At 39.6% G+C, this 22,544-nt stretch carries 15 protein-coding genes; 3 read left to right on the top strand and 12 right to left on the bottom strand.

All coding sequences use genetic code 11. The features are described from left to right. Positions 1-12: 12 nt before the first annotated feature. From ACJVDH_RS06260 to ACJVDH_RS06250, 3 genes are all read right to left on the bottom strand, one after another. The gene (locus ACJVDH_RS06260; protein WP_443946704.1) at positions 13-1,152 is read right to left on the bottom strand and encodes a putative sensor domain DACNV-containing protein; all 1,140 of its coding nucleotides are present in this window, start codon (positions 1,150-1,152) and stop codon (positions 13-15) included. Positions 1,153-1,354: 202 nt separating this feature from the next. Next, positions 1,355-3,190 (bottom strand): UbiD family decarboxylase, encoded by a 1,836-nt coding sequence (locus ACJVDH_RS06255; RefSeq protein ID WP_443946703.1) that lies wholly within the window; start codon positions 3,188-3,190, stop codon positions 1,355-1,357. 104 nt (positions 3,191-3,294) lie between these two features. Further along, positions 3,295-3,774 (bottom strand): Dps family protein, encoded by a 480-nt coding sequence (locus tag ACJVDH_RS06250; RefSeq protein ID WP_443946702.1) that lies wholly within the window; start codon positions 3,772-3,774, stop codon positions 3,295-3,297. 275 nt (positions 3,775-4,049) lie between these two features. Between ACJVDH_RS06250 and ACJVDH_RS06245 the strand changes: the two genes are divergently transcribed. Together ACJVDH_RS06245 and ACJVDH_RS06240 are read left to right on the top strand one after the other, a co-directional pair. Further along, positions 4,050-5,591 (top strand): LysM peptidoglycan-binding domain-containing protein, encoded by a 1,542-nt coding sequence (locus ACJVDH_RS06245; RefSeq protein ID WP_443946701.1) that lies wholly within the window; start codon positions 4,050-4,052, stop codon positions 5,589-5,591. Next, the gene (locus ACJVDH_RS06240; protein WP_443946700.1) at positions 5,588-6,241 is read left to right on the top strand and encodes a uridine kinase family protein; all 654 of its coding nucleotides are present in this window, start codon (positions 5,588-5,590) and stop codon (positions 6,239-6,241) included. The genes ACJVDH_RS06245 and ACJVDH_RS06240 overlap by 4 nt, the downstream gene beginning before the upstream one ends. Before the next feature lie 74 nt (positions 6,242-6,315). Here the strand turns inward: ACJVDH_RS06240 and ACJVDH_RS06235 are convergent, their stop codons facing one another. The 9 genes from ACJVDH_RS06235 to ACJVDH_RS06195 all read right to left on the bottom strand — a co-directional run bounded on the left by ACJVDH_RS06235 (position 6,316) and on the right by ACJVDH_RS06195 (position 21,539). Beyond that, positions 6,316-6,768, bottom strand: a complete 453-nt coding sequence (locus ACJVDH_RS06235) for a C40 family peptidase (protein WP_443946699.1) — start codon at positions 6,766-6,768, stop codon at positions 6,316-6,318. Between the two features lie 137 nt (positions 6,769-6,905). Continuing rightward, entirely contained in the window at positions 6,906-9,485 is a 2,580-nt protein-coding gene (gene mutS, locus ACJVDH_RS06230) for a DNA mismatch repair protein MutS (protein WP_443946698.1), read from the bottom strand. A 209-nt stretch (positions 9,486-9,694) separates the two neighbouring features. Continuing rightward, positions 9,695-11,101 carry a calcineurin-like phosphoesterase C-terminal domain-containing protein gene (locus ACJVDH_RS06225; RefSeq protein ID WP_443946697.1) on the bottom strand — a complete coding sequence of 469 codons (1,407 nt, stop codon included), beginning with the start codon at positions 11,099-11,101 and terminating at the stop codon, positions 9,695-9,697. 61 nt (positions 11,102-11,162) lie between these two features. Continuing rightward, entirely contained in the window at positions 11,163-12,683 is a 1,521-nt protein-coding gene (locus tag ACJVDH_RS06220) for a DUF5689 domain-containing protein (RefSeq protein WP_443946696.1), read from the bottom strand. Positions 12,684-12,692: 9 nt separating this feature from the next. After that, positions 12,693-14,261, bottom strand: a complete 1,569-nt coding sequence (locus tag ACJVDH_RS06215) for a SusD/RagB family nutrient-binding outer membrane lipoprotein (protein WP_443946695.1) — start codon at positions 14,259-14,261, stop codon at positions 12,693-12,695. 11 nt (positions 14,262-14,272) lie between these two features. After that, positions 14,273-17,767: a SusC/RagA family TonB-linked outer membrane protein gene (locus ACJVDH_RS06210; protein WP_443946694.1), complete on the bottom strand. Its 3,495-nt coding sequence runs from the start codon at positions 17,765-17,767 to the stop codon at positions 14,273-14,275. Positions 17,768-17,890: 123 nt separating this feature from the next. Then, positions 17,891-18,889 carry a FecR family protein gene (locus tag ACJVDH_RS06205; RefSeq protein WP_443946693.1) on the bottom strand — a complete coding sequence of 333 codons (999 nt, stop codon included), beginning with the start codon at positions 18,887-18,889 and terminating at the stop codon, positions 17,891-17,893. 776 nt (positions 18,890-19,665) lie between these two features. After that, a complete protein-coding gene (locus ACJVDH_RS06200; RefSeq protein ID WP_443946692.1) occupies positions 19,666-20,241 on the bottom strand; it encodes an RNA polymerase sigma factor in 576 nt (191 codons plus the stop codon). Positions 20,242-20,321: 80 nt separating this feature from the next. Further along, on the bottom strand, positions 20,322-21,539 hold the full coding sequence (locus tag ACJVDH_RS06195; RefSeq protein ID WP_443946691.1) for a sterol desaturase family protein: 1,218 nt from the start codon (positions 21,537-21,539) through the stop codon (positions 20,322-20,324). Between the two features lie 157 nt (positions 21,540-21,696). Here ACJVDH_RS06195 and ACJVDH_RS06190 point away from each other — a divergent pair, with 157 nt between their 5' ends. Further along, complete coding sequence (locus ACJVDH_RS06190; protein WP_443946690.1) at positions 21,697-22,455, top strand: ROK family protein; 759 nt, start codon at positions 21,697-21,699, stop codon at positions 22,453-22,455. The last annotated feature ends 89 nt before the right edge of the window (positions 22,456-22,544 follow it).

Below are 22,544 nucleotides of genomic sequence, written 5' to 3'. Positions count from 1 at the left end.
ATTTTTGCGTGTTTACAAAAGTAAGGTTTCAATGCGATGTGCCATAACCATATTTTGTTGTGTACTCCAGCTAAAAATAGTGAAGTGCCCATCTTGTGAAGCGACCAAACCCATTGCCTGCGGCTGATCATTTACAAACTGTGCGACAGAAAAGTGCCGCGTTCCGCCAAGTTGGCCAGGATACAGAATTTTGTCTTCTCCATCTACAATCGGCTCAGAAAAAGCAATTTTCTCTACCGTGGGTTTTCCTTTTGCCCGGCCAATTTTAGCACCAAAAGCAATCACATCAAACTGATCATTAATAATTGTTGCGCCATCAACCGCGGTTAGTCCGCCCAAATGGTCTACTTCCCTTCGTATGGCACTTTGCGAAAAAATATCGGTTTGGTTGCTGTGTTGTTTGGCCAAATTAGATAAACCGCAAAATGGAGGTTCAATTAAGTACTGAATTGGATGAATAATAGATTCTGACCAAAGTGTATCATGTTTTGGAACGATAAGTAAAGCGCCGCCGCGGCCATGCCCACGCATGGAAACGGCCAACTGAATCAAAATATTAATCGGATCATTCCAGCTGGCTACGATGGTTAAATCCAACAATGCTTTTAAAACAGGCGGACAATCGCGATTTTTACAACTCGTATCGTCTACAATGCGAATCTGTTCGCCCTTTAAAACAGCAACGTTTGTGTATTTACCAATTCCGTAAATTCTTCTGTGTTTAATTACTATTAATCCCGGTTCGGAAACATCTACCACAAAACAAAAATTCGGGATGTTTAAACTTGTGCCCCAGATATACAGTTCATCATCCTCTTTCCAAACGCCAAGGTGAATACCAGAGCGCTCTATTCCGGGTGCAATTTTAGTTAAAGTGTTTGCATTTAATGCCAGTTTTTTCGCAAACATCAAAGGTTTTGACGTCTGGTCTGGTGGCATAAACGCGATGGAAATACGTGGAGAGTGGCCTTCCTCTTTTCTCAAGCTGCTCCAAAAAGCTACATCTATCAAAGTTTCAATAGTTTTGGCATCGGGCAGTGTTGCCAAATCTTCTTCGCCCTGTGCAATTGCGTTGGTATGTAACTTAATAAAATGTTGCTCTATGGTTGGTGCAATTGTGTTTGCAGCTCTATAGGTAGGCCTGTAACTCATGTCCCGAAGTTAAGCTGATTTTTCGATTTTTAGAACAGTAAAAGTTTGTATTGGGTAAAGATTTAAAAAATGAAATCTATCTTTGACTGCTGTGCATTTCCGTTCAAAATGAATAGAAAAAGCAAAATAAAGGAAGAGCTGATTTTTAGAGACATAAATAGATGTATATCTAAAAATCAGCATATTATTTCAAATCAGCAACTCAAATAATCCCGAATAATGGGCCGCCTTTTTCGCCCAAGAGGTCTACGCGTTTTTCTATTGCAGCATCTTTAATTAATTCTGGCGCATGATGCGGTTTTTTACGGGCATCAATAATCAGCGATCCTTTACACCCCCAATGTTTATTGATGGTAAAATCGTTTATTCCATATATATCTGCTGCCGGATTGCTCCGTGTAAAAGTTACCCAAACCAGATTGTCCATATTTTCTGCTGTGAACGCCGCATCGTCTGCCAGAACAATTAATGGTAAACCAGATAAATCCTGATCAATAAGCGAAATATTCAGCGCAGCAATCTCTGCCGCGGTTTTCTCGGCACTGCTATATGCTTCGGCTTTCAGCACCAAAACGCCAGGCATCGCAACGTGTGGATCGGAAAAAGAGGCAGACAAATCCAATTGTTCAGGATACTGATTCCAAAGAGTCCTTTTTTTATCGCCGGCAGCAGCAACAACTACCTTAGAACCACTGTTTAATCCGTCTCCGCTATAATCCAGCGTATCAATGGTAGTATTGGTGTAAAAATGAATATCGCGCTTAAAATCTATACGTTCCAGAATATGCGTTAAAAACGCTTCAATATGGTGTGTGCTGAGTTTTTCATCATCTTCTCGCGCAGCGATAAACAAATATTTGGCTAAACTGAGCTGATTTTTTCCGAGAATATGATTGGCAATCGTTAAAATTTCTTGTGGTCTGCGTTCTTTAAGGTAAGGCGTATACCGTTCGCTGCCAATAGCAAAAAGTAGCGGATGTACACCTGCAGCATCAACAGCATGCACTTCTTTTACGCCGTGGATTTCTTGCGGAATGGCAGAACCCGTAATTTCATGTATCAATGCACCAAAACTGGTATCTTCTTGTGGTGGCCGGCCAACAACCGTAAACGACCAAATGGCATCTTTTTTATGATAAACGTTATGTACTTTCATCAATGGAAAAGGATGCGTTAAACTGTAATATCCCAAATGATCTCCGAAAGGCCCTTCAGGTTTATTTTCATTTGGATAAACGGTTCCGGTGATGATAAAATCGGCATCTGCAGAAATACAAAAACCTTCATCATCATAAAAATACCTGAACCTGCGGTTGCCCAAAGCGCCTGCAAAAGTAAGTTCTGATAAACCTTCCGGGAGCGGCATCACCGCAGCAAGCGGATGCGATGGCGGACCACCAACAAAAATGCTCACTTTTAAAGGCAAACCCATTGCATTGGCTTTAGATTGGTGTACGCCAATACCGCGATGAATCTGGTAATGAAGCCCGATTTCCTGATCTTGTATATACTCATTTCCGGCAAGCTGAATACGGTACATGCCTACATTTGCATTCATCACCCCTTTCTTTTCCGCATCTTCTGTATATACCTGTGGCATGGTTACAAATGGCCCGCCATCCATTGGCCAGTTCACAATCTGTGGAAGTTGGCTAACAGCGGTTTTATAGAAATTTTTACGCGCAGAAGGGGTTTTAAGTGGCAAAGCCGATAAAGCAGACATGGCCGAACCAGCATATTTGAAAGGACTTTTTAACGCTTTCATTGGGTCTGAACGCAAAGCCACCAATTGCTGAACTTTTGGAAGCGTATCTCTGAAAATAAATTTAGAGCGCTCTAATGTGCCGAACAAATTGGAAACTGCCGGAAACGGACTTCCTTTAACACGCTCGAAAAGTAAAGCAGGACCTTTTTGCTCGTATACTCTTAAATGTATGGCCGCCATTTCTAAATGCGGATCTACTTCTTCTTTTATACGGATGAGGTGACCATGTTTTTCGAGGTCTGCAACACATTCTGCCAAACTTTTATATGCCATGCGCCAAAGATAAATATTTAGACTATCTGAAAAACTAAAAAGCCCGATGCATACAAATTTTGTACACATCGGGCTTTGTTTAAAGGTATTAAATTAAAGTTGAGTTATTTCTTGCCCGCAAATGAACGCAACATCCAGGTATTTTTCTCTTTAAACTGCATAAAACGGTTTACCATATCATTTGTACCATCATCTCCGGCTTTTGCTGTTTCTTCGAGCAGCTCGCGTTCCAGTTCAATTAAACTCGCCATATCATCAAGCAAAGCATCAACCATATCCAAATCTTTCATGCCTATAGTATCAATTTCTTTGATTTTTGATTCGCTGATGTAGTCTGCAAAACGACTATGTGGCGGTTTTCCTAACGTAAGTACACGCTCGGCAATTTCATCAATAGTTAATTGGGCATTGGTATACAGTTCTTCGAACTTTACATGAAGGGTAAAAAAATTCTGCCCTTTAATATTCCAGTGGCAACCTCTCAGTTTCTGATAATGGATATGATAATTTGCCAAATAATCGTTCAGAAGATCAACAACTGGCTTAACTTCAGTTTCGTTCAAGCTTATTTCTTTAGCGTTCATATTTTTTATTTTTAAGTAACGGTTCTAAAACAATCGCTTTGAATAAAAGTTTGCGATAAATCTGCTTTTCAAACAATACCTTTTTTATCTATTCGTTTAATATGGGTAAATAAAAACAGGCAATTCTTACAAAGTTTTGTATATGAATAACATACACTAATCGATAACTTAACGGAAAGCTAGGGCGCATTAAAAAGCCCTGGTCAGGTTTAATCGGTTTAGGGATATTATTCGTAATATTGCTGCCCTTGACAATAAAATTTATATCAACATAAATGCGAAAAATATATTTATCTGCTGTACTTCTATTGGCAATCAACATCGCCAATGCTAAGGCGAGTGCAGTTAGAGACTCCATCGGTGTAGAAAACAATAAAGGAAAAAAGGTTATTGTGCACCAGATTGTCGCCAAAGACACCTATTATTCTATCGGAAGAAGATACAATGTAGCGCCAAAAGACATTATGGCTTTTAATGAAAATAAATACCTGCAAATTGGTGTTATCATTAAAGTGCCTACTCAAAGACCATTTGATGAAGTTATTGGCAATAACAGTTCAAATCCGCCAGCCGTTGCCTTTATAACACATACTGTTTCTGCAAAAGAAAATCTAAACCTTATTGCAGAGAAATACGGCACCACGGTAAACCAGATTAAAAGCCTGAATAATTTAAGCAACAATAATCTGAGTATTGGCCAGGTTTTAAAAATTGAACCCAAAAACAATACCGTACAAGTATCAACTACCACAACTGCGCAAAGCACAACACCAATTGTAGAACCAACACCTGTTCAGCAGCCTGCAAATGCCGATGAAACAATTATTGAGCACACGGTTGCGGCAAAAGAATTTTTAGGCAAAATTGCCGAAAAGTATGGAACTACGGTAGAATCTATTAAAAAAGCAAACGGATTAACTGGAAACAATCTGCGGATTGGCCAGAAACTGAAAATTCCTGCTACAAAAAATATCGATGAAAATAAGGTTGTATCTACAGCAGAACCTGTAAATTCTGGCAACCATATGGTGAAATCAAATGATCAGCCGGGCACGCATACCGTTACGCAAGGCGAAACCATTTTCACCATTGCCAAACAGTATGGCATTACAGCTTACCAGATTCGCAGTATGAATAACCTGTCTGACAATACACTAAATATTGGTCAGGTTTTAAAAGTACCTGGAGGAATTGTTACTGCTGTTGAAGTACCAAAGGAACAACAAAATACAGTGCCGGTGACTAAAACACCCGTTGCAGAACCAAAAGAAGAAAGTTTTATCCACACGGTTGCTACAGGCGAAAATATTTTCAGCATAGCGAAAAAATATAGTTTAACGGCATATCAGATTCGCCTGGCGAATAAACTCAATAACAATACCTTAACTGTTGGACAAAAACTGGCCATTCCGAAACCGCCGCAGGCACGTTCTGTAAATGAAGTTTCTAAAGAAGACCAGGAAGACAATCCCGACAGTACCGATACACTTAAAGATCCGAAATTGCGCCGCGATCCAAGTGTATATGGTTTAAGCCAGATGGAAGAGAAAGGAACGGCAGTGTGGATTGCCGATAAAGAGCTTGATAGCTCTAAAATGTTAGTTTTACACCGTACTGCTCCCGTTGGCCGCATCATTAAAATTACTAACCCGATGACCAACAGATCTACCTTTGCAAAGGTTGTTGGTAAATTTACTGAGAATGAATCCACAAAAGATGTTATCATTGTGGTTACAAAAGCCGTTGCAGATTCGCTAGGTGCACTGGATAAAAGATTTTTCTGCAACATAACCTACAATAACGAGAGTGCTCAATGAGTTCGATTAAAAAACCATTTATTATTGGTATTGCCGGAGGTAGTGGATCTGGCAAAACCTTTTTCTTAAACTGTTTCCTTCATCATTTTAAGCAAGATGAAGTTACACTGGTATCTCAGGACGATTATTACATTCCTGCCGGAGAAATGACCCAGGAAGAAAATAAACTGTATAACTTTGATTTGCCTTCTACAATTGATAGCGATCAATTTCTGCGCGATATAAAACAGCTGATAAACGGGGAAGTTGTATATAAAAAAGAATACAACTTTAACAATCCGCTCGCTGTGGTAAAGATTCTCGAAATCAAATCTGCCCCTATTATTATTGTTGAAGGATTATTTATTCTTCATTTCAAAGAAATTGCAGCTTTACTGGATTATGAAATCTTTATCGAAGCTGATGAGCAAATTGCTTTGGATCGCCGCATTAAACGCGATGGATTGGAACGCGGATACCCGGAAGAAGATGTATTGTATAAATGGCATCAGCATGTAATGCCCGCTTATAAAGAATACCTTTTGCCGTATAAAGAAACCAGTCACAAAGTGGTGCAAAACAATACCAATGAACCCGATCACATTATTTCCATTACGGAAGAAATTTCATTGGATCTAAAAAACCGGTTTATCCATACCGAAACGATATAAGCCGAATTTGCGGTTATAACAAAACCTGTTGGAAATGTTTACAACAGGTTTTTTTATGTTCAATAAGATGAATTTTAGTTTACAGAGCCCGATTTAACAAAAGCTTTCTGGTAGGCTGGCAAAGTAAGATCGTCTACAATTACGCCTCTGGTTGTGCTGGCATGCACAAAAAAACCATTATTGAGGTAAATGCCTACATGATCAACGTCGCCTCCGCCAAAAGCAAAAAATATCAGATCGCCTTCATTCAAATTGTTTTGATTTTTCCGTTTTACGGCATTCGCCTGATCGCGGGAAATGCGTGGAAGTGTAATGCCGTAGATTTCTTTTTCCAATAAATAGGCAAAGCCAGAACAATCAATTCCGCGTTTATCCAAGCCACCGAAACGGTATTTTACGCCTGTCCACTCTGTTATAAAGCGGTACAACTGTTTGCTTTTCAAATTAGACATAGCGTCTGCAGCTTTGGCGGCTTTTGTATCGCTTTTTGGGGTATAGCGCCTGCTTCCGCAAGAAGCTAAAATCATACAGAACATCAATAAACACAGCAAATGAGGTTTGTGCAGGTGTAATGGGCGTCGGAAATTTAGTGTCGTTATGATCATATCTTTAAACCTAAAAGCCCATGCATCAGGAACTAAGTTTCCGAAAACATGGGCTTTATTTAATTTTTTATTAAACGTTGTATTTCATCCAGCTTGAGCAAAGCTTCTACCGGCGTAAGTGCGTTTACATCAAGGTTATTCAGTGTATCGCGAATTTTTACCAAAACCGGATCATCTATCGCGAACATCTGTAACTGATACGCCTGATTTTGAACCTTTTTTATGCTGTCTTTAATGCTCTGCCCTTCTGTACGGTCTATCTCCAGTTTCTTTAAAATTTCATTGGAACGCTGAATCAGTTTCGGCGGCATACCGGCCATTTTGGCTACATGAATACCGAAACTGTGTTCACTTCCTCCGGGGACAAGTTTACGCAGAAAAATCACTTTGTTAGACATTTCCTTAACCGAGACATTAAAGTTTTTAATACGCGGCATGGTGTTGGCCAGCTCATTCAGCTCGTGATAATGGGTAGCAAATAAGGTTTTAGGGCGGGCTGTAGGATGTTGATGCAAAAACTCTGCAATGGCCCAGGCAATGGAAATTCCATCGTATGTACTCGTTCCACGGCCAATTTCATCCAGCAAAATTAAACTGTCTTCAGAAATATTATTCAGAATACTGGCAGTTTCATTCATCTCTACCATGAATGTACTTTCTCCAGACGATATATTGTCTGACGCGCCAACGCGTGTAAATATTTTATCTACAATACCCACATCAGCAGCTTTTGCCGGCACGAAACAACCCATTTGCGCCATTAGAACAATCAGCGCAGTTTGCCGTAATATGGCAGATTTACCCGCCATATTGGGGCCGGTAATCATTATAATTTGCTGACTTTCAGAATCCAGATACACATCATTGGTGATGTACTCTGCACCTACCGGAAGTTGTTTTTCTATAACCGGATGACGACCACCTTTGATATCCAGAACTTTGGTTTTGCTTACTGTTGGCTTGTTATAGTGGTTTTTTTCTGCCAGTTGAGCAAAACACAACAAACAATCCAGCTGGGCAATCAGAAATGAATCGAGCTGAATTGGCTTTATATAACTTGCCGTTTCGTACATCAACTCGTTATACAACCGAATTTCTATAGCCTGTATTTTTTCTTCGGCGCCTAAAATCTGGTCTTCGTATTCTTTTAGTTCTGGCGTAATGTATCGCTCTGCATTCACTAAAGTTTGCTTACGAATCCAGCCTTCGGGTACTTTATCTTTATGGGTATGTGTAACTTCAAGGTAATACCCGAAAACGTTGTTAAAAGCAATTTTTAAAGATGGAATGCCTGTGGCTTCGGCCTCGCGTTTTTGAATCTGAACCAGATAATCCTTACCACCGAAAGCAATTTTACGCAACCTGTCCAGCTCATCATCTATCCCATCAGCAATCACATTTCCTTTAATTAATAAGGCCGGCGGATCTTGCTGAAGTTCTTTTTCTATCCTTTCTCTAATCGCCAGACATGGATTTAACTGATCTGCAATTTTTATCAGGAAAGGGTTTTTAGATTCTGAAGCGAGTTTCTTAACCGATTCCAAATGATACAACGCACGTTTTAGCGCCACCAGTTCTCTTGGCCCAACGCGTTGCAAACCTACTTTAGAAATGAGGCGTTCCAGATCGCCAATTTGTTTAATATGCGTTAAAAATTCTTGTTGAAGTTCTGTATTGCTCACAAAAAAATCGACCATTCCTAAACGTTCCTGAATAGGTTTCAACTCTTTAAGCGGCATAATGATCCATTTTTGCAGCAAGCGCGCGCCCATTGGCGTACAAGTATGGTCTAAAATATCAAACAGCGTTACGGCATTTTCATTCGGTGAATGAACGAGTTCTAAATTCCGTATGGTAAAACGATCCAGCCACATGTACCGGTCTTCTTCAATACGACTGATTGATGTAATGTGTTGCAGATTCCGGTGCTCCGTTTCGCCAAGATAATGCAGTACCACACCCGCCGCAATAACACCACTTTGCAAACGATCTATTCCAAAACCTTTTAATGAGTTTACATCGAAATGTTTGGTTAGGGTTTCATTGGCATAATCGCTGGTATATGCCCATTCATCTAAACCAAAGGTGTAAAACCTATCGCCGAATTGTTCTATAAACTGTTGGCGTTTAGACTTCTGAAAAACAACCTCTGTAGGTTTAAATCCTTGCAGAAGTTTATCAATATAATCGGCACTGCCTTGCGCAATCAGAAATTCGCCGGTAGAAATATCGAGAAAAGATATACCGATATTGGATTTATCGAAAAAAACCGAAGCCAGATAATTGTTGGATTTCTGGTTTACAATATTATCTCCATAGGCAACTCCGGGCGTTACCAGTTCTGTTACACCACGTTTTACAATAGTTTTGGTGGCTTTAGGATCTTCCAACTGATCGCAAATGGCTACGCGTTGCCCAGCCCTAACCAGTTTAGACAAGTAATTATCAAGAGAATGGTGCGGAAAACCGGCAAGCTCTAAAGCACCGCCATTTGGCCCGGTGCCTCTGCGTGTTAAAACGATGCCCAAAATCTGGGCAGTTTTTACTGCATCTTCCCCAAATGTTTCATAAAAATCGCCAACTCTAAACAATAACAATGCACCAGGATACTTCGCTTTAATTGCGTTGTATTGTTGCATTAATGGGGTTTCTTTATTCGTATCCTTAGCCAAAACTGAAATTAATTTTCAAAAGCTATAAAGATAACACGATTATGCCTTTTACGGCATTTTTGTTGAAAAGTTGAAAGATTGTGAATATTGCCTTGTTTGCGCATAAAAGCACCAGGCAAGAAAAAATTCTGGCAGGTTGCAGAAAGCAGGACCTGCCAGAACATAAAGACATTGTTTTATGCTTTGTATTCGGCTTCAAATTTCTCGCCGAAACGATCGGTTGCAACAACTTTAACCTGCTTAATATCGGGCGAAAAATGTGCAATGAATAAGTGATTGGTAGATCTTGGCTCTACAAAAGCACGCGGTTGCGGCAATTTATCGCCTTGATACAGTTTAACTGCAAGCGGATCTAAACCTTCTTGCTGCAACATTGGCCCCATGGATTTACCCTCTAAAAAATACTCCACTTTCCATTCCGGATCATAATTCCAAACATTGGCAATCAGGCGTTTCTGATTGGTTAGCGTATCTACGTAAATATCCATCTGCTCTTTACGGTCTCTTCCTGTCGATTTGTAATACCATTTCAAATCTGTTCCATTTACTTCATAAACACCATAACCGCGCGGCGTACCATCTTCACAGATTGGGCCTGTCCACCAACCGCCACAAACCGTTCCGTGGTTGTGCTCAAAAACACCGTTGCTGATTGTATTCTGGTTGAAATGGGTATGGCCAGACATGACGTGTACTTTCTTAAAGTCTTTAATTACGGCATAAAAATCTTCTTTATTTTTTACCTGGTTGTGCACCGGAATATGTAAACAAATGATCAACAATGCATCTTTAGGAACAAATTTCAAATCTTTTGCCAACCATTCCAACTGTGTTGGTGTGATGTATCCGTCGTAATTTCGTTCTGTACCGAGATAGCGGACATCATCTAAAACTACATAATGTGCTTTACCGCGGTTAAAAGAGTAATATGTTGGACCATAATGCGCCTGAAAAGTGCGGTCTGATGTATCGTCTCCTCCTTGTCTGTAATCCTGATCATGATTTCCCAAGGCCTGGAAAAATGGAATACCAATTTTGGCTATAGCTTCATCATACGCCGGAAACAGATCGAAATTATCCCAAACCAAATCGCCAACGCCAATGCCGTGTACCGGAATGTTACCTAAAGCGCGAACTGTTTTTTCTGTATCTGGAACAGAAGTTTCCATCATTTGCGCTACGTCTTTTTTGTTTTTTACCTGTGGATCCGCCCAGATGATGAAATTGTGTTTTTCGTCTTTCAGGTTTAAAGGTTTAAGATCGAAATTCAATTTGCCTGCTGTATCAGGTTTATAATAATGGCGGGCAATACTGCTTTCTGTTTTAAATTCATAACCCGCGGGCGTACTAATCCAAACGAAACGCGCAAGCTCGTGCAACTTGATTTCGTAATTGCCTTTTTTATCGGTTTGGATGACGCTATATCCATCAGAAATAACAACGCCAGCAAGTGCTTTTCCTTTACTGGTAACCGTTCCGGAAACGATGCCATCTACAGCCAGTAAAGACGCTACAGATTTTAGGCTAACAAACAGCGAAGTGCTTAATAAGCCTGTTTTTTGAATAAATGATCTTCTGTTCATTGAGTTGGGTAGAGAACGTATTATTAAGCACCGGAATAGATTTCCGGTGCTTGTGTATATGTTAGTTTTTAATGGTTGTAAAACCTACGGTTTCTTCAATAGTACTTAAAGGAGAAGTTGCTTTTAGCTCAATACTTTTTGCGGTACGGCCTGTACTCCACAATCCGGTGGCGGCATCATAAACACCTCCCAACATCGTAAAATAACCAGTTGGACTTGGGAAAGCAAATTTCACCGTATTGGTTCCGCCGCCGTAGAAGCCTTGCGTTTTGCGTGTAAGTGGGTTTATAGTATTGTAATTATCTGTATTGGTAATGCGATAACCTACTTCTGGCGGGCCTGCAGCATAAACGGCGCCATTTCCGCCATACATAATTACATCTAACGGAATGGAATTTCCATCGATTTTAATTCCGGAGAACACTGCAATTCCGGCTACGTTACCGCTATTGGCCAATAAGTTAGATGTTGCGGTACCAAAATCGGCCCCGTCTACCGTAGAATATTGTGTACTGCTGATCCAAACTGCAGAACTGATATCGGTAGATCCTGATCCCCAGATGCGTTTGTTGCCACCAACATACAGAAACTGGCCTTTTTTAACCGTTCCGGATGAAATATTGAATTTGTAACTTCTAATGCCACCAAATGCCCAACCTGTAGTTGGCGGTGTAAGAATACCTGCATTGTTGCAGGTGACTACAGAAAAAGGTGTTGCTGCAAAATCAATATCGCGTGTTGCTTTAAGCTGGATATATTCGTTATTGGCATCAGAACCACTTGGATCTGTCAGGTATCCGGTAATTACCATTGCCGATGGTTTGATAACCGGCAAGGCAAAAATATCGTCTAAAATTCTTGGCCAAAGCTGTACACCATCCGCCATGCGAAAAACAATCCCGGTAAAGTTTGCACTTGGCACCATGCTTTCTTTTGCAAAAACCGCGTTCGCTTCTGTATGAATTACACCTTTTCCGAAACCATCATTAATTATTTTATTGCCTGCAAAAGTATCACCATCTACAGGTTCTGGTTCCAAAACTGCTTTACTAATCGTTACCAATGTACATTCGTAAAAATCCGGGCGGTTTAATATCCCGGCTGTTGTAACCGACTGCACCTTAAGTGCGCGACCAGAACCCATTTTCTGAATATTGCTGGCCAGAACGCCCTGGATTTGTAAAACGCCGTTTGTTCTTTTTAAAGTTGTACCGTCAATTTTTATATGCACAGAATCTCCAGGAACATATTTAGCGGCTTCTGTAGCGCCAATATTTACGGCAATTCCGCGTAGCGAATCAATTCCGTTTCCGGAAATACGGCTATTTTGAAGAATAAGTAAACCCGACGGAACGTTTCCGCTCGAGGGATCGGAAATAACCAAACCTTTAATAGAGTTGGCGCCGCCCAGAATCGAGGTATTCAATTCAAGATCTGTGTTTTTAAACAGTCTGCGCAAGTCAAAATTTGAGATAAACGGGCTAACCGTTACGCCAATGTAATCGGTATCGCGCTTACATCCAAACCACGTACCGCACAGAAGCAGCAATGCGCCGATATAAAATATAGTCTTTTTCATCATCTTATACGATTAAGGTTTTTGCCACCAAACAAGCGTGTTGATATCATCAACACCCTGCGATGCCACAGCATTTTTATAATTTGTTGGATTGGTAGATTGTGTAACCAAAGGATAATTTAAGCGCGATGGCATCTGACCGCCATTTGCTAATCCTGTACCTTTTGGTAGAAATGGATGTTTTGTTCTTCTATATTCCAACCATTGCTGAAAATCTACCAGAAACATGGCGTAATATTTCTGCAAATGAATCAATTGCATTTTACTGGCCGAGTTGGCTACCGTGTTGTCTAAAGGCAAGCTGTTGTTCCAATTGATATCTGCAGCAGTTACAAAACTCAGCAAAGCTGGATCTGAAGCACTGGTAAAACGAGTAGGCAACCAATAGTTTACTGCATCTGCGATTCCTTTCAGATAATAGCTTTCTCCAGTTCCGGAAATCCATCCTTTCGCTGCGGCTTCTGCAAGAATAAAATCTACTTCTGCACAGTTCATGATTATGCCTGTGTATGGATCGGTTTGTAAAGTATAGCCCGCATTTTGTGCATCAGAATAAAAATACGATTGTTTAATTACCGATGTTCCGCTGTCGTACCCGCTGGCAACGCCAACCAAACCCGCAGGCCCAGGCGCAATGCCAAAACGACTCACATTATTGATGCCTAACGCCGGATCTACACGCGGATCTGCCCAAATGGCCAGGTTGCTTACAAAAAAATCTGTAATCGCTGGTGTTCTAAAATCTACAGCACGCACATTAATCATAAAAGGAGAAGAATATACTGCAGTACTGCTGTTGGTTCCGTTCCACAAAATTTTTGCCGTATGCGTGTTGTTTTGCATGATTGGATATTTTGCCGGATTGGTTTCTGCAATTTCTTTGATCTTAGCAATGGCTTGCGCACTTACTTCGGCTTTGCCAGACACGCGAAGCAACAACCTTAAATAAAGTGAATTTCCGAACCTGCGCCATTTGCTCACATCGCCTTGATAAACCGGATCTCCACTCGCTGCGATTGCTTTCCCTTCGGTCAATAAAGTATTTGCTTCTTCCAGTTTGGCAAACAAATCCTGGTAAATATCTTTCTGTTTATCAAAAACTGGTTCATACACACCGTCTTTTCCTTTATTCGCTTCTGAATACGGAACATCTCCATAAACATCCGTCAGCAACTGGAAAACCCAGGCCTGAGAAATAAGGGAAATGGCTTTATAAGAAGCATTTAAAGTTGCTGGCTGATTGGCAATTGTATAAATATCTCGCAAGTTTGTTAGCTCTGGATACCACACATTCCAGGTATAATCTGCCCAGGTACGGCGCACATCATATCTGAATACTTTTCCTTCCGCATCGCTAATGTCTACAGTTACCTGCATCAACTCATTGTTAAAATTGCGGTTACGCACCATGTTTGCCGATAAAACATTGACCAGCGCAGGCGCCAGCAATTGTTCTGCGCTAACAGAAGATTTACCAATTGGATCAGTGTTTACCTCATTAAAATCTTTTTTACAAGATAAAATGGAAGCACACAAAAGTGTCAATACGATATAACTGGTTATTTTGTATCTCTTTTTCATTTTTCTATTCTTTATAACCCAATAACTAAACGGAAACCAAAACTTCTGGTAGATGGCAACTGGCCGGTTTCAAATCCTTGAACAATGTCTGTTCCGGATAGCGTTCCGAACTCTGGATCGAAAGCGGGCCATGGCGACCAAATGAACAGGTTACGGCCGTATACACCAATTGTTGCTTTGGTGAAACCGATTCTTTTTAGAAACGACGGATTTAATGCGTAAGTAATATTGGCTTCTCTGAATTTCAGGTAATCTGTCCTGAAAATACTGCCTTCTGCCTGGTCCGATCCGTACAACGAAGTGTAAAAACTTTCAAGATTTGTAGCGACAACATCGTTCTGGCGGTAAGTACCATCGGCATTCTGAATTACGCCATCGCCAATTACACCGTTATACCTTCCTGGAAGGGTAAGTTTAAGTTTCCCTAAAGCCGCCATTCTGGAGAAAGTAAGTGAATGCGCAACGGCACCCAATTGTGCGTCAAACAAACCGCTTACGCTAAAACGCTGATACGTAAAAGTAGAACCAAAACTAAACCTGAATTTTGGCATGGTATTACCCAAATAGATTAAATCGCTTGTACTGGTTTTGGCGTTTCCGGTTGCAGCATCATAAATAATTTGACCATCTGGCGAGCGCATAAAACCACGTCCATACAAATCGCCCATACTTCCGCCAACATTGGCCACAATTTGTCCGCCACCAAGTGCACCTGTTCTCAATACAACCGAGCTGTCTGCCAGTTCAGTAATTTTGTTTCGGTTTGCACTAAAGGTTCCGGTTAATTGCCAGCTAAATTTCTTGGTACGGATTGGCGTTCCGTTTACGGCAAGCTCAATTCCTTTATTTTCCACTTTACCTACGTTGAAAACGGCAACATTATATCCGGTTGCGCGATCTACGATACGGTTCAAAATTTGATTCTTCGTGTTTCCGGCATATGCGGCGAAATCGAAATTTAAACGGTTATTAAATAAACGCAACTCTGTACCCAACTCAATTGTTGTGGTTTTAAGCGGTTTAAGATTTGGATTTGGCAACACTGTTGGATTGGACATTGCGCTATCCGGATAAATTCCGTTTGAAGCAAGATTGTAATTATACGCAGTGCGATAAGGTGTAGTTCCACCACTTCCCACTTGAGAAACCGAAGCGCGCAATTTGAAAAAACTGATGATTTTTGGCATTTTCCATAAATCTGAAGCCACAAATGAAGTACTTGCAGACGGATAAAAGAAACCAACATTATCGGTTCTGGAAGGTGTAGCCAATGTACTGCTCCAATCCTGACGACCAGTCAAATCCAGAAAAAGATAATTTTTGAAACTGAATGACATGGCACCATAAAAACTGTTGATGCGGTAACGTGCCGTATCCGGAACAGAAATTAATGGATTGGCATTATTGGTTAAACTGTATACACCCGGAATAACCAAACCATCTGCACGAAGCTCACCTTTGTGGTATTCGTTGCGCATCTGGCTTCCGCCAACAGTTGCATTCAAATGAAAATCTTTGGTAATTTTTTTATCGTAACGTAAAAGGAAATCGGCATTTACTTCGTACGATTTAATATCCTGTACCCGGTAAGAACCTTGCGCAAATTTGTTTCCTGCAGCATCCCATGGTCTTTGCGTTTCGCGAATGTCTTTATTGTAGTCGATAGATCCACGAACCAGTAAACTCAACTCATCCGTGAATTTATAAGTAGCCTGAAGGTTTCCTAATGCACCATTTCTTCGCTGTTTGTTAATATACTGTTCAGAAATTGCATACGGACTTTCAGGATTTGTAGTGGTAATGTTCACAAACTGTACGTTCTCTTTGCCAGTTGCCCAATAATCGCGATACCAATCTGTATTTACATTGGGTTGCGCAAACATAAACCAATACATTAAAGATTGGTTTCCGTAACCTGTTGCAGGTAAATTGTCGCTATGGCGATTGTTGTAAATGGCTTTGAAAGATAAACTTAACTTTTTAGTTACATCGCTATTTGCAGAAAATGAAACCGTTGTACGTTCTAAACCAGTGTTGGGTACAATCCATTCGTTGTTGCCATGACTGGCGGAAAAACGCATACCAACATTTTTATATGCACCGTCTAAACTCACAGAGTTTGAAGATTCAAAACCGGTTTGAAAAAAAGATTTTACCGGATTTTCATACGCCATCCACGGTGTTCTTGAAGTTCCGCGGGCTTTTGTTGCCGGATCGTACTGAAAAAACATGGATCCCGGAAGAAATGGCGCGCCCCAACTTGCACTGGTTGCATTGGTGCTTGCACCATCATCTGATGCGCCATAAGAAAAATAAGACGTACCGAATTGTCCCTGTCCATATTCATTCTGAATATCCGGACTTCTATTTACCTGCTCCCAGGTACTGTTTGATGTAACTGTAATATTCAGTTTTTTGCGCAGTTTACTTCCAGATTTGGTGGTAATAATTACCGCTCCATTTGCACCGCGTTGGCCATAAAGTGCCGCAGCACCTGGGCCTTTTAAAACCGTAACGCTCTCAATATCATCCGGGTTTAAATCGTTCAACGCCGAACCAAAATCCGGAGGCATAATATCCCCAGAAGTTCCGTAAACACCGCCAGACGATGCAGCTGTACGGCGTGTAGAACTACTGGCCACAACACCATCAATTACAATTAAAGCTTCATTATCGCCGGTCAAGTTGTTTTCACCCCGAAGAATAATCTTGTTTGATGCTGCCGGGCCGCTATTGCGTACCAAATTTAAACCTGCAACTTTACCAGAAAGTGCATCTGTCCAGTTGCTGGCTACTGCATTTGTAAATTCAGAACTGTCTACTTTCGTAACGGCGTAACCTAATGCTTTTTCTTCCCTTTTAATACCCAAGGCCGTTACAACAACCTCATTAAGCGAATTGTCTGATGGTTTAAGTTTCACATCTAGCTTTGCATCTACCCCATTATTTACTTTAACTTGCTGAACTTTTGCAATTTCATAAGCAATGTAACGCACTTCAATAGTGTATACGCCTGGTTCTAAAGGAACACGGTAAATCCCATTGTTATCGGTTTGTGTAAGCTTGTTCAGTTCTACCACCCGAATGGTTGCTGCAGGAATTGGTTCGTTATTTTCATCCAGAACCTTTCCGGTTAAATAAGAAGAAGCAACTTTTGCAACAATGAGAATATTCATGTTGCCATTAACTTTATATGTAAAGGCAGAATTGCGCAGTAGTAAAGCAATTGTTGCCGTTACTGAGCGTTCTTGCGTGGGCAAAAGCACTGTTTTCTGATCATTAAACTGGGTGTTGTTATAGTTTATAGTTACACCACTCAATTTTTCGATTTCATTAAATGCTTTTTTGAGTGTAATATTCTGCGCGCCAAAACGAATCTGTTTATCGGTTTGTGCCCAGCTTATTGCAGGGCTAAAAAAAATCTGCATCAGAACAAGGGCTATACAAACCACTAATCCAGATGATCGTTGATGGATTTTTTCTATCCACCAGGTATTAATTTTCATATCTTTACTAAGTTTTACTTTTTGTCAAAATGAGTTTAAACAATCTAGTAGGCTTGAAATGTGTCCAGCATTTCGGGCCTTCATTAAAAAGTATTTTTTATATCATATCTATATTTTTTTGGGTTAATAAATCACGATTTTATTTTCATAGATGGCATATCTTTTTCCGGTAAGCTTAGCAATTACAGACATAATATCCTGAACCGGTTGCTTATCGAATTTTACGGTGAGTTTTGTTTTTGCAATTTTTTCATCCTTAAATTGGATGTCTATATCATATTCCCTGCTGATGGATTCTATAATATCTTCTATCGGCGTATCGTAAAAAGCCAGTTTATATTCGCGCCAGCCACTTACGGCACTTGCATCTACACTGTCTTTCTCCACCAAATTGTTGTTGCGCACGGTAAGCTGTTCATTCGGCAACAAAAAGTATGGTCCGGAGTGTTTCTTGCCATTGTTAATCAATACACCTACTCTACCCGTTTGCACCGTAATTATGGTACTTCTGGCTTTTGAATAGGATTTGATATTGAAAGATGTGCCCAGTACTGTTGTACTGATGCTGTCGGTATAGACAATAAAAGGTTGTTTTGCGCGGTGCTGGACATCAAAAAATGCTTCTCCGGTTAAATAAATAATGCGTTTTCCGCTGTTAAAATTCTGCGCATAGCGGATTTTTGTATCCCCGTTCAGGTAAATATTTGATCCGTCGGGCATAGTAACCAATCTTTTTTGCCCTTTAGGATTGTAGATTTCCTGGTATACAACTTTATCCGCTTCTGTCTGTCGGCCAAATTTCAGGAATAGAACTGCAGAACCGAGCACCAAAAGTATCGCCGCAGCGTAACCCAGCCAATTGGTTTTTGTTTTGTATGTACCTACCAGCTCTTCTACCTTTTCTTCTGCTTTTACGTGTTTTAAAATTTTATTCCAGTTTTTCTCCGGATTAAAATTTTTAGGCAAATAGGATTCTGCAAGTTCCAGTGCTTGCAGTGTTTCTCTAAAGTGTTGCAAATTTATTTCACTTTCTTCAACCCACAGCATAAGCGTACTTAGCTCATCGAAAGTGATGTTCTTGTTGAAATAATTTTCTATTAATCGGTAATAGTGTTGATCCATAATGATGTTCTATGGATAAGACAATTTTTACCACGGCGCTTACGTAGCGAGATTAGTTAAGTTTAGGTTAAGAAATTATGAAGTGATATATATTGCTTTAATACTGCATTTGGTTTGCCAAAACCGAGACAAATAACCTGTTGACGTTGTATTTGTACATGGCGACTTGCTCTAGTAGATATTTTTTTCTTGACTATATTTCCTGTATATTATAACAAGTACTGACACTTCAAATTTAAATTCAAATTTTCCGTAACTTCCGCGTTTCCGTGACAAACCTTTCGCAAAAGGCCAGCAAATCAAACTTCTTGAAGAATTAAATTACCATATAGAAATATAGATCAAATAGGTTGTAGTTTAAATTCAAATTTTCCGTGACTTCCGCGTTTCCGTGGCAAACCTTTCGCAAAAGGCCAGCAAATCAAACTTCTTGCAGAATTAAATTACCATATAGAAATATAGATCACATAGATTGTAGGTAAAATTCAAATTTTCCGTGACTTCCGCGTTTCCGTGGCAAACCTTTCGGCAAAAGGCCAGCAAAGCAAACTTCTTGCAGAATTAAATTACGATATAGAAATATAGATCACATAGGTAGTAGGTTAAATTCAAATTTTCCGTGACTTCCGCGTTTCCGCGGCAAAGCTTTCGGCAAAAGGCCAGCAAATCAAACTTCTTGAAGAATTAAATTACCATATAGAAATATAGATCAAATAGGTTGTAGTTTAAATTCAAATTTTCCGTGACTTCCGCGTTTCCGTGGCAAACCTTTTGAACTAGATCCTTGAGCGTAAGTTCTTTGCTGTAATGAGGTCTCTAAACCTTTTTACTGCCTGGTACAGTAACGTTTCTACTGTGCGGACCGAAATATTTAAGACCTTAGAAATGTTTTCTTTATCTAGATACTGCACTCTACTCATCAGTAAAACCTCGCGCTGGCGTTCAGGCAATTGATCTATTAGTTTGATAATTTCTGAAAAAGATTCTTTACTCGATAACAAATCATGTGGATTGAGGTGCACATCTTCAATATCCAAAACCGCATCAAAACCTTCGATTGGCATCGTTTGCAATCCTGCTTTTTGGTTGCTGTTTAACGCCATATTTCGTGCAGAGGTAAAAAGATAATGTTTAACCGATTGAATAATGAGGGTAGTCCGTTTGTCCCATATTTTCATAAACAAATCAGAAACCAGCTCTTCGGTTCGGTCGGTATCCTTAAGATAAACGGAGGTAAATTTGCACAAAGGCGTGTAATATTTCTCAAATAACAACTGTAAAGCAGTAGAATCCCCTCCCGCTATTCTGGTCATTAAATCTTCATCGTAAACCGTTAAATCATTAGCCTTCATCCGTTGGCTAAAGTAAAACGATAATGTTAACTCAATATTAACAAAACCACTTCTTTAATGTAGATTTTGTAAACAAGTAATTACTTAGCACAATCTAATTTCAGCACATATTTTTGATACACAACGCTTAAACTGAATAAACGTTCTAAAATGAACAAGCCAACAACCGGCACCGGCAGCCAGGAGAAAATTCCAAAACCGAAAAAAATAAATCCAGTTAATGCTATTAACCTAAAACATTCCAGGTAATAAATCCATCGGCGTTGTTCAAGCAATGCACCAATATTAATTAAACTCAGCAATACAAAAACTAGAGTTGCCCACCGCCATAATTCAGGAATACGGCCAAAAAACATGGTGAGTAGAACCAGCAAAGCAATTGAAATAACCAGCTGAATGTTTATGTAAAGTTTAAATTTAAGCTGCTCTTTTGGTTTAATTTTGTGCTGAAAATATCGATCTTCCAGGATTGGCCGGATGTTTTGATCCATTAAAGCCGGACTTCCAAAAACGGTATTCCATTTTGCCCGGAAACCTTTTGCCTGGTTATATGCTTCCAAAATTTCAAGATAATAATGAAAATGTTGCCATAAAAAACTATAACTTTTTATTGGATGCGTTAATCCGTATTGTGGTTTCTCTTCCTCTATTTGAAAAGTACCGAACATTTTATCCCAAAAAACAAATACATCGCCATAATTTTTATCCAGATATTTTTCGTCTGATGCATGATGCACGCCATGCAGAGAAGGTGTAATAAAAACATGTTCCAGCCAACCCAATTTGCCAATTAACTGTGTATGCGTAAAAAAAGAGTAAGCACCATGAACAAGCAAAATGGTTATAATCATATTTGGATGAAAGCCAACAAAAGGCAATACACACCAGAAAACATTTCTAAAAACAGCCTGCAAAGTGGTAATACGCGCAGCAGCAGATAGATTAAATTCTTCGCTTTGATGGTGTACAATGTGTGCAGCCCATAAAAAGTTTATCTCGTGCCCCAACCTATGGTACCAATACCAAACAAAATCTGTTGCCAGCAGCAACAAAATCCAAATGTACCATGTATTTGGGATAGAAAAAATGCTAAACCCCTTATAAATCCAGACATAGACACTGTAAAAACTTGCTGAAATGAACAGGTTAAGTAAACGCTCGGCTATGCCAACGCTAAAATTTGCAATAGAACTTTCGTACTTAAACACAATATTTTTACGGTTTTGTGCAAGCTTAAATTCTATAAAAACAAAAATGAAAAATGCAGGAATGGCAAAAGCGAGATAATTGATCGTCATAAGCATCGAATTTTAATTAACAATGCGAATTTAATTATATTCTACCAAAACTATAGACTATATATACTTTTTATATTACATATCCATTACGACCATTTTGATTTTCTATTTGTTCTTTTAAATTATTTGTAGAACTTCGATTCATAAAGATACAACTATGGCGATTATAGAAAAGAGCGGCAATACGAACATTTTGTCGATTGATATTGGCGGAACAAGTATTAAAACCGTCCTATTAGACGAAGATGGCAATATGCTTTCAGAATATTTAAAAGATAAAACGCCAGAGGCAGCCACACCAAAAGATATTATAACCGGTATAGTAGAATTGATAAAACCTATTCCGGCCACATACAACAGAGTTTCCATTGGTTTTCCGGGATATGTAAAAAACGGAATAACCAAAACTGCTCCAAATTTAGCTAAAGGAAAATGGGAAGATGTAGATTTGGCACAACGTGTTGCAGATGCACTTCAGAAACCAGTTAAATTGGTTAATGATGCAGATCAGCAAGGTCTAGGTGTTGCAGAAGGCAAAGGATTTGAAATTGTATTTACGGTAGGTACTGGTTTTGGTACAGCCTTATTATTTGATGGCGAACTGATGCCCCACCTTGAACTGGCGCACTTCCCCATCAACAAAGAGGACGATTACGACGATTACGTAGGCGCACGCGCTTTAGAAAAACACGGATCGGAACGGTGGAATAAACGTTTAAAAAAAGTTATCGAAACCTATAAAACAGTTTTCAATTATGATTTTCTATATATCGGCGGTGGAAATTCTAAACACATCGATTTTAAGTTAGATGATAACATCAAAATTGTAAACAACCGCGATGGCATTAAAGGCGGTGCAAAACTGTGGAAATTGGCCGATAAATACAATATTGTAACGGTTTCGCCAAGCCAATAATCCTCAAAATTAAAGGCAAACTTTATTACAATCTTTTAACATCTTAAACAGAATTATTAATTTGTAAACCCTAATTTTGGGTGCATTAT

The organism is Pedobacter terrestris, from assembly GCF_052343045.1.
GTDB lineage: Bacteria > Bacteroidota > Bacteroidia > Sphingobacteriales > Sphingobacteriaceae > Pedobacter.
Note: the sequence above shows the minus strand (reverse complement) of the source record. Positions and strands in the feature narration are given on the sequence as shown.

Bases quoted from the DNA above. Each gene is read 5' to 3' on its own strand.
- ACJVDH_RS06260 (WP_443946704.1), bottom strand. From the start codon at position 1,152: ATGAGTTACAGGCCTACCTATAGAGCTGCAAACACAATTGCACCAACC.
- ACJVDH_RS06255 (WP_443946703.1), bottom strand. From the start codon at position 3,190: ATGGCATATAAAAGTTTGGCAGAATGTGTTGCAGACCTCGAAAAACAT.
- ACJVDH_RS06250 (WP_443946702.1), bottom strand. From the start codon at position 3,774: ATGAACGCTAAAGAAATAAGCTTGAACGAAACTGAAGTTAAGCCAGTT.
- ACJVDH_RS06245 (WP_443946701.1), top strand. From the start codon at position 4,050: ATGCGAAAAATATATTTATCTGCTGTACTTCTATTGGCAATCAACATC.
- ACJVDH_RS06240 (WP_443946700.1), top strand. From the start codon at position 5,588: ATGAGTTCGATTAAAAAACCATTTATTATTGGTATTGCCGGAGGTAGT.
- ACJVDH_RS06235 (WP_443946699.1), bottom strand. From the start codon at position 6,768: ATGATTTTAGCTTCTTGCGGAAGCAGGCGCTATACCCCAAAAAGCGAT.
- mutS (WP_443946698.1), bottom strand. From the start codon at position 9,485: ATGCAACAATACAACGCAATTAAAGCGAAGTATCCTGGTGCATTGTTA.
- ACJVDH_RS06225 (WP_443946697.1), bottom strand. From the start codon at position 11,101: ATGAACAGAAGATCATTTATTCAAAAAACAGGCTTATTAAGCACTTCG.
- ACJVDH_RS06220 (WP_443946696.1), bottom strand. From the start codon at position 12,683: ATGATGAAAAAGACTATATTTTATATCGGCGCATTGCTGCTTCTGTGC.
- ACJVDH_RS06215 (WP_443946695.1), bottom strand. From the start codon at position 14,261: ATGAAAAAGAGATACAAAATAACCAGTTATATCGTATTGACACTTTTG.
- ACJVDH_RS06210 (WP_443946694.1), bottom strand. From the start codon at position 17,767: ATGAAAATTAATACCTGGTGGATAGAAAAAATCCATCAACGATCATCT.
- ACJVDH_RS06205 (WP_443946693.1), bottom strand. From the start codon at position 18,889: ATGGATCAACACTATTACCGATTAATAGAAAATTATTTCAACAAGAAC.
- ACJVDH_RS06200 (WP_443946692.1), bottom strand. From the start codon at position 20,241: ATGAAGGCTAATGATTTAACGGTTTACGATGAAGATTTAATGACCAGA.
- ACJVDH_RS06195 (WP_443946691.1), bottom strand. From the start codon at position 21,539: ATGACGATCAATTATCTCGCTTTTGCCATTCCTGCATTTTTCATTTTT.
- ACJVDH_RS06190 (WP_443946690.1), top strand. From the start codon at position 21,697: ATGGCGATTATAGAAAAGAGCGGCAATACGAACATTTTGTCGATTGAT.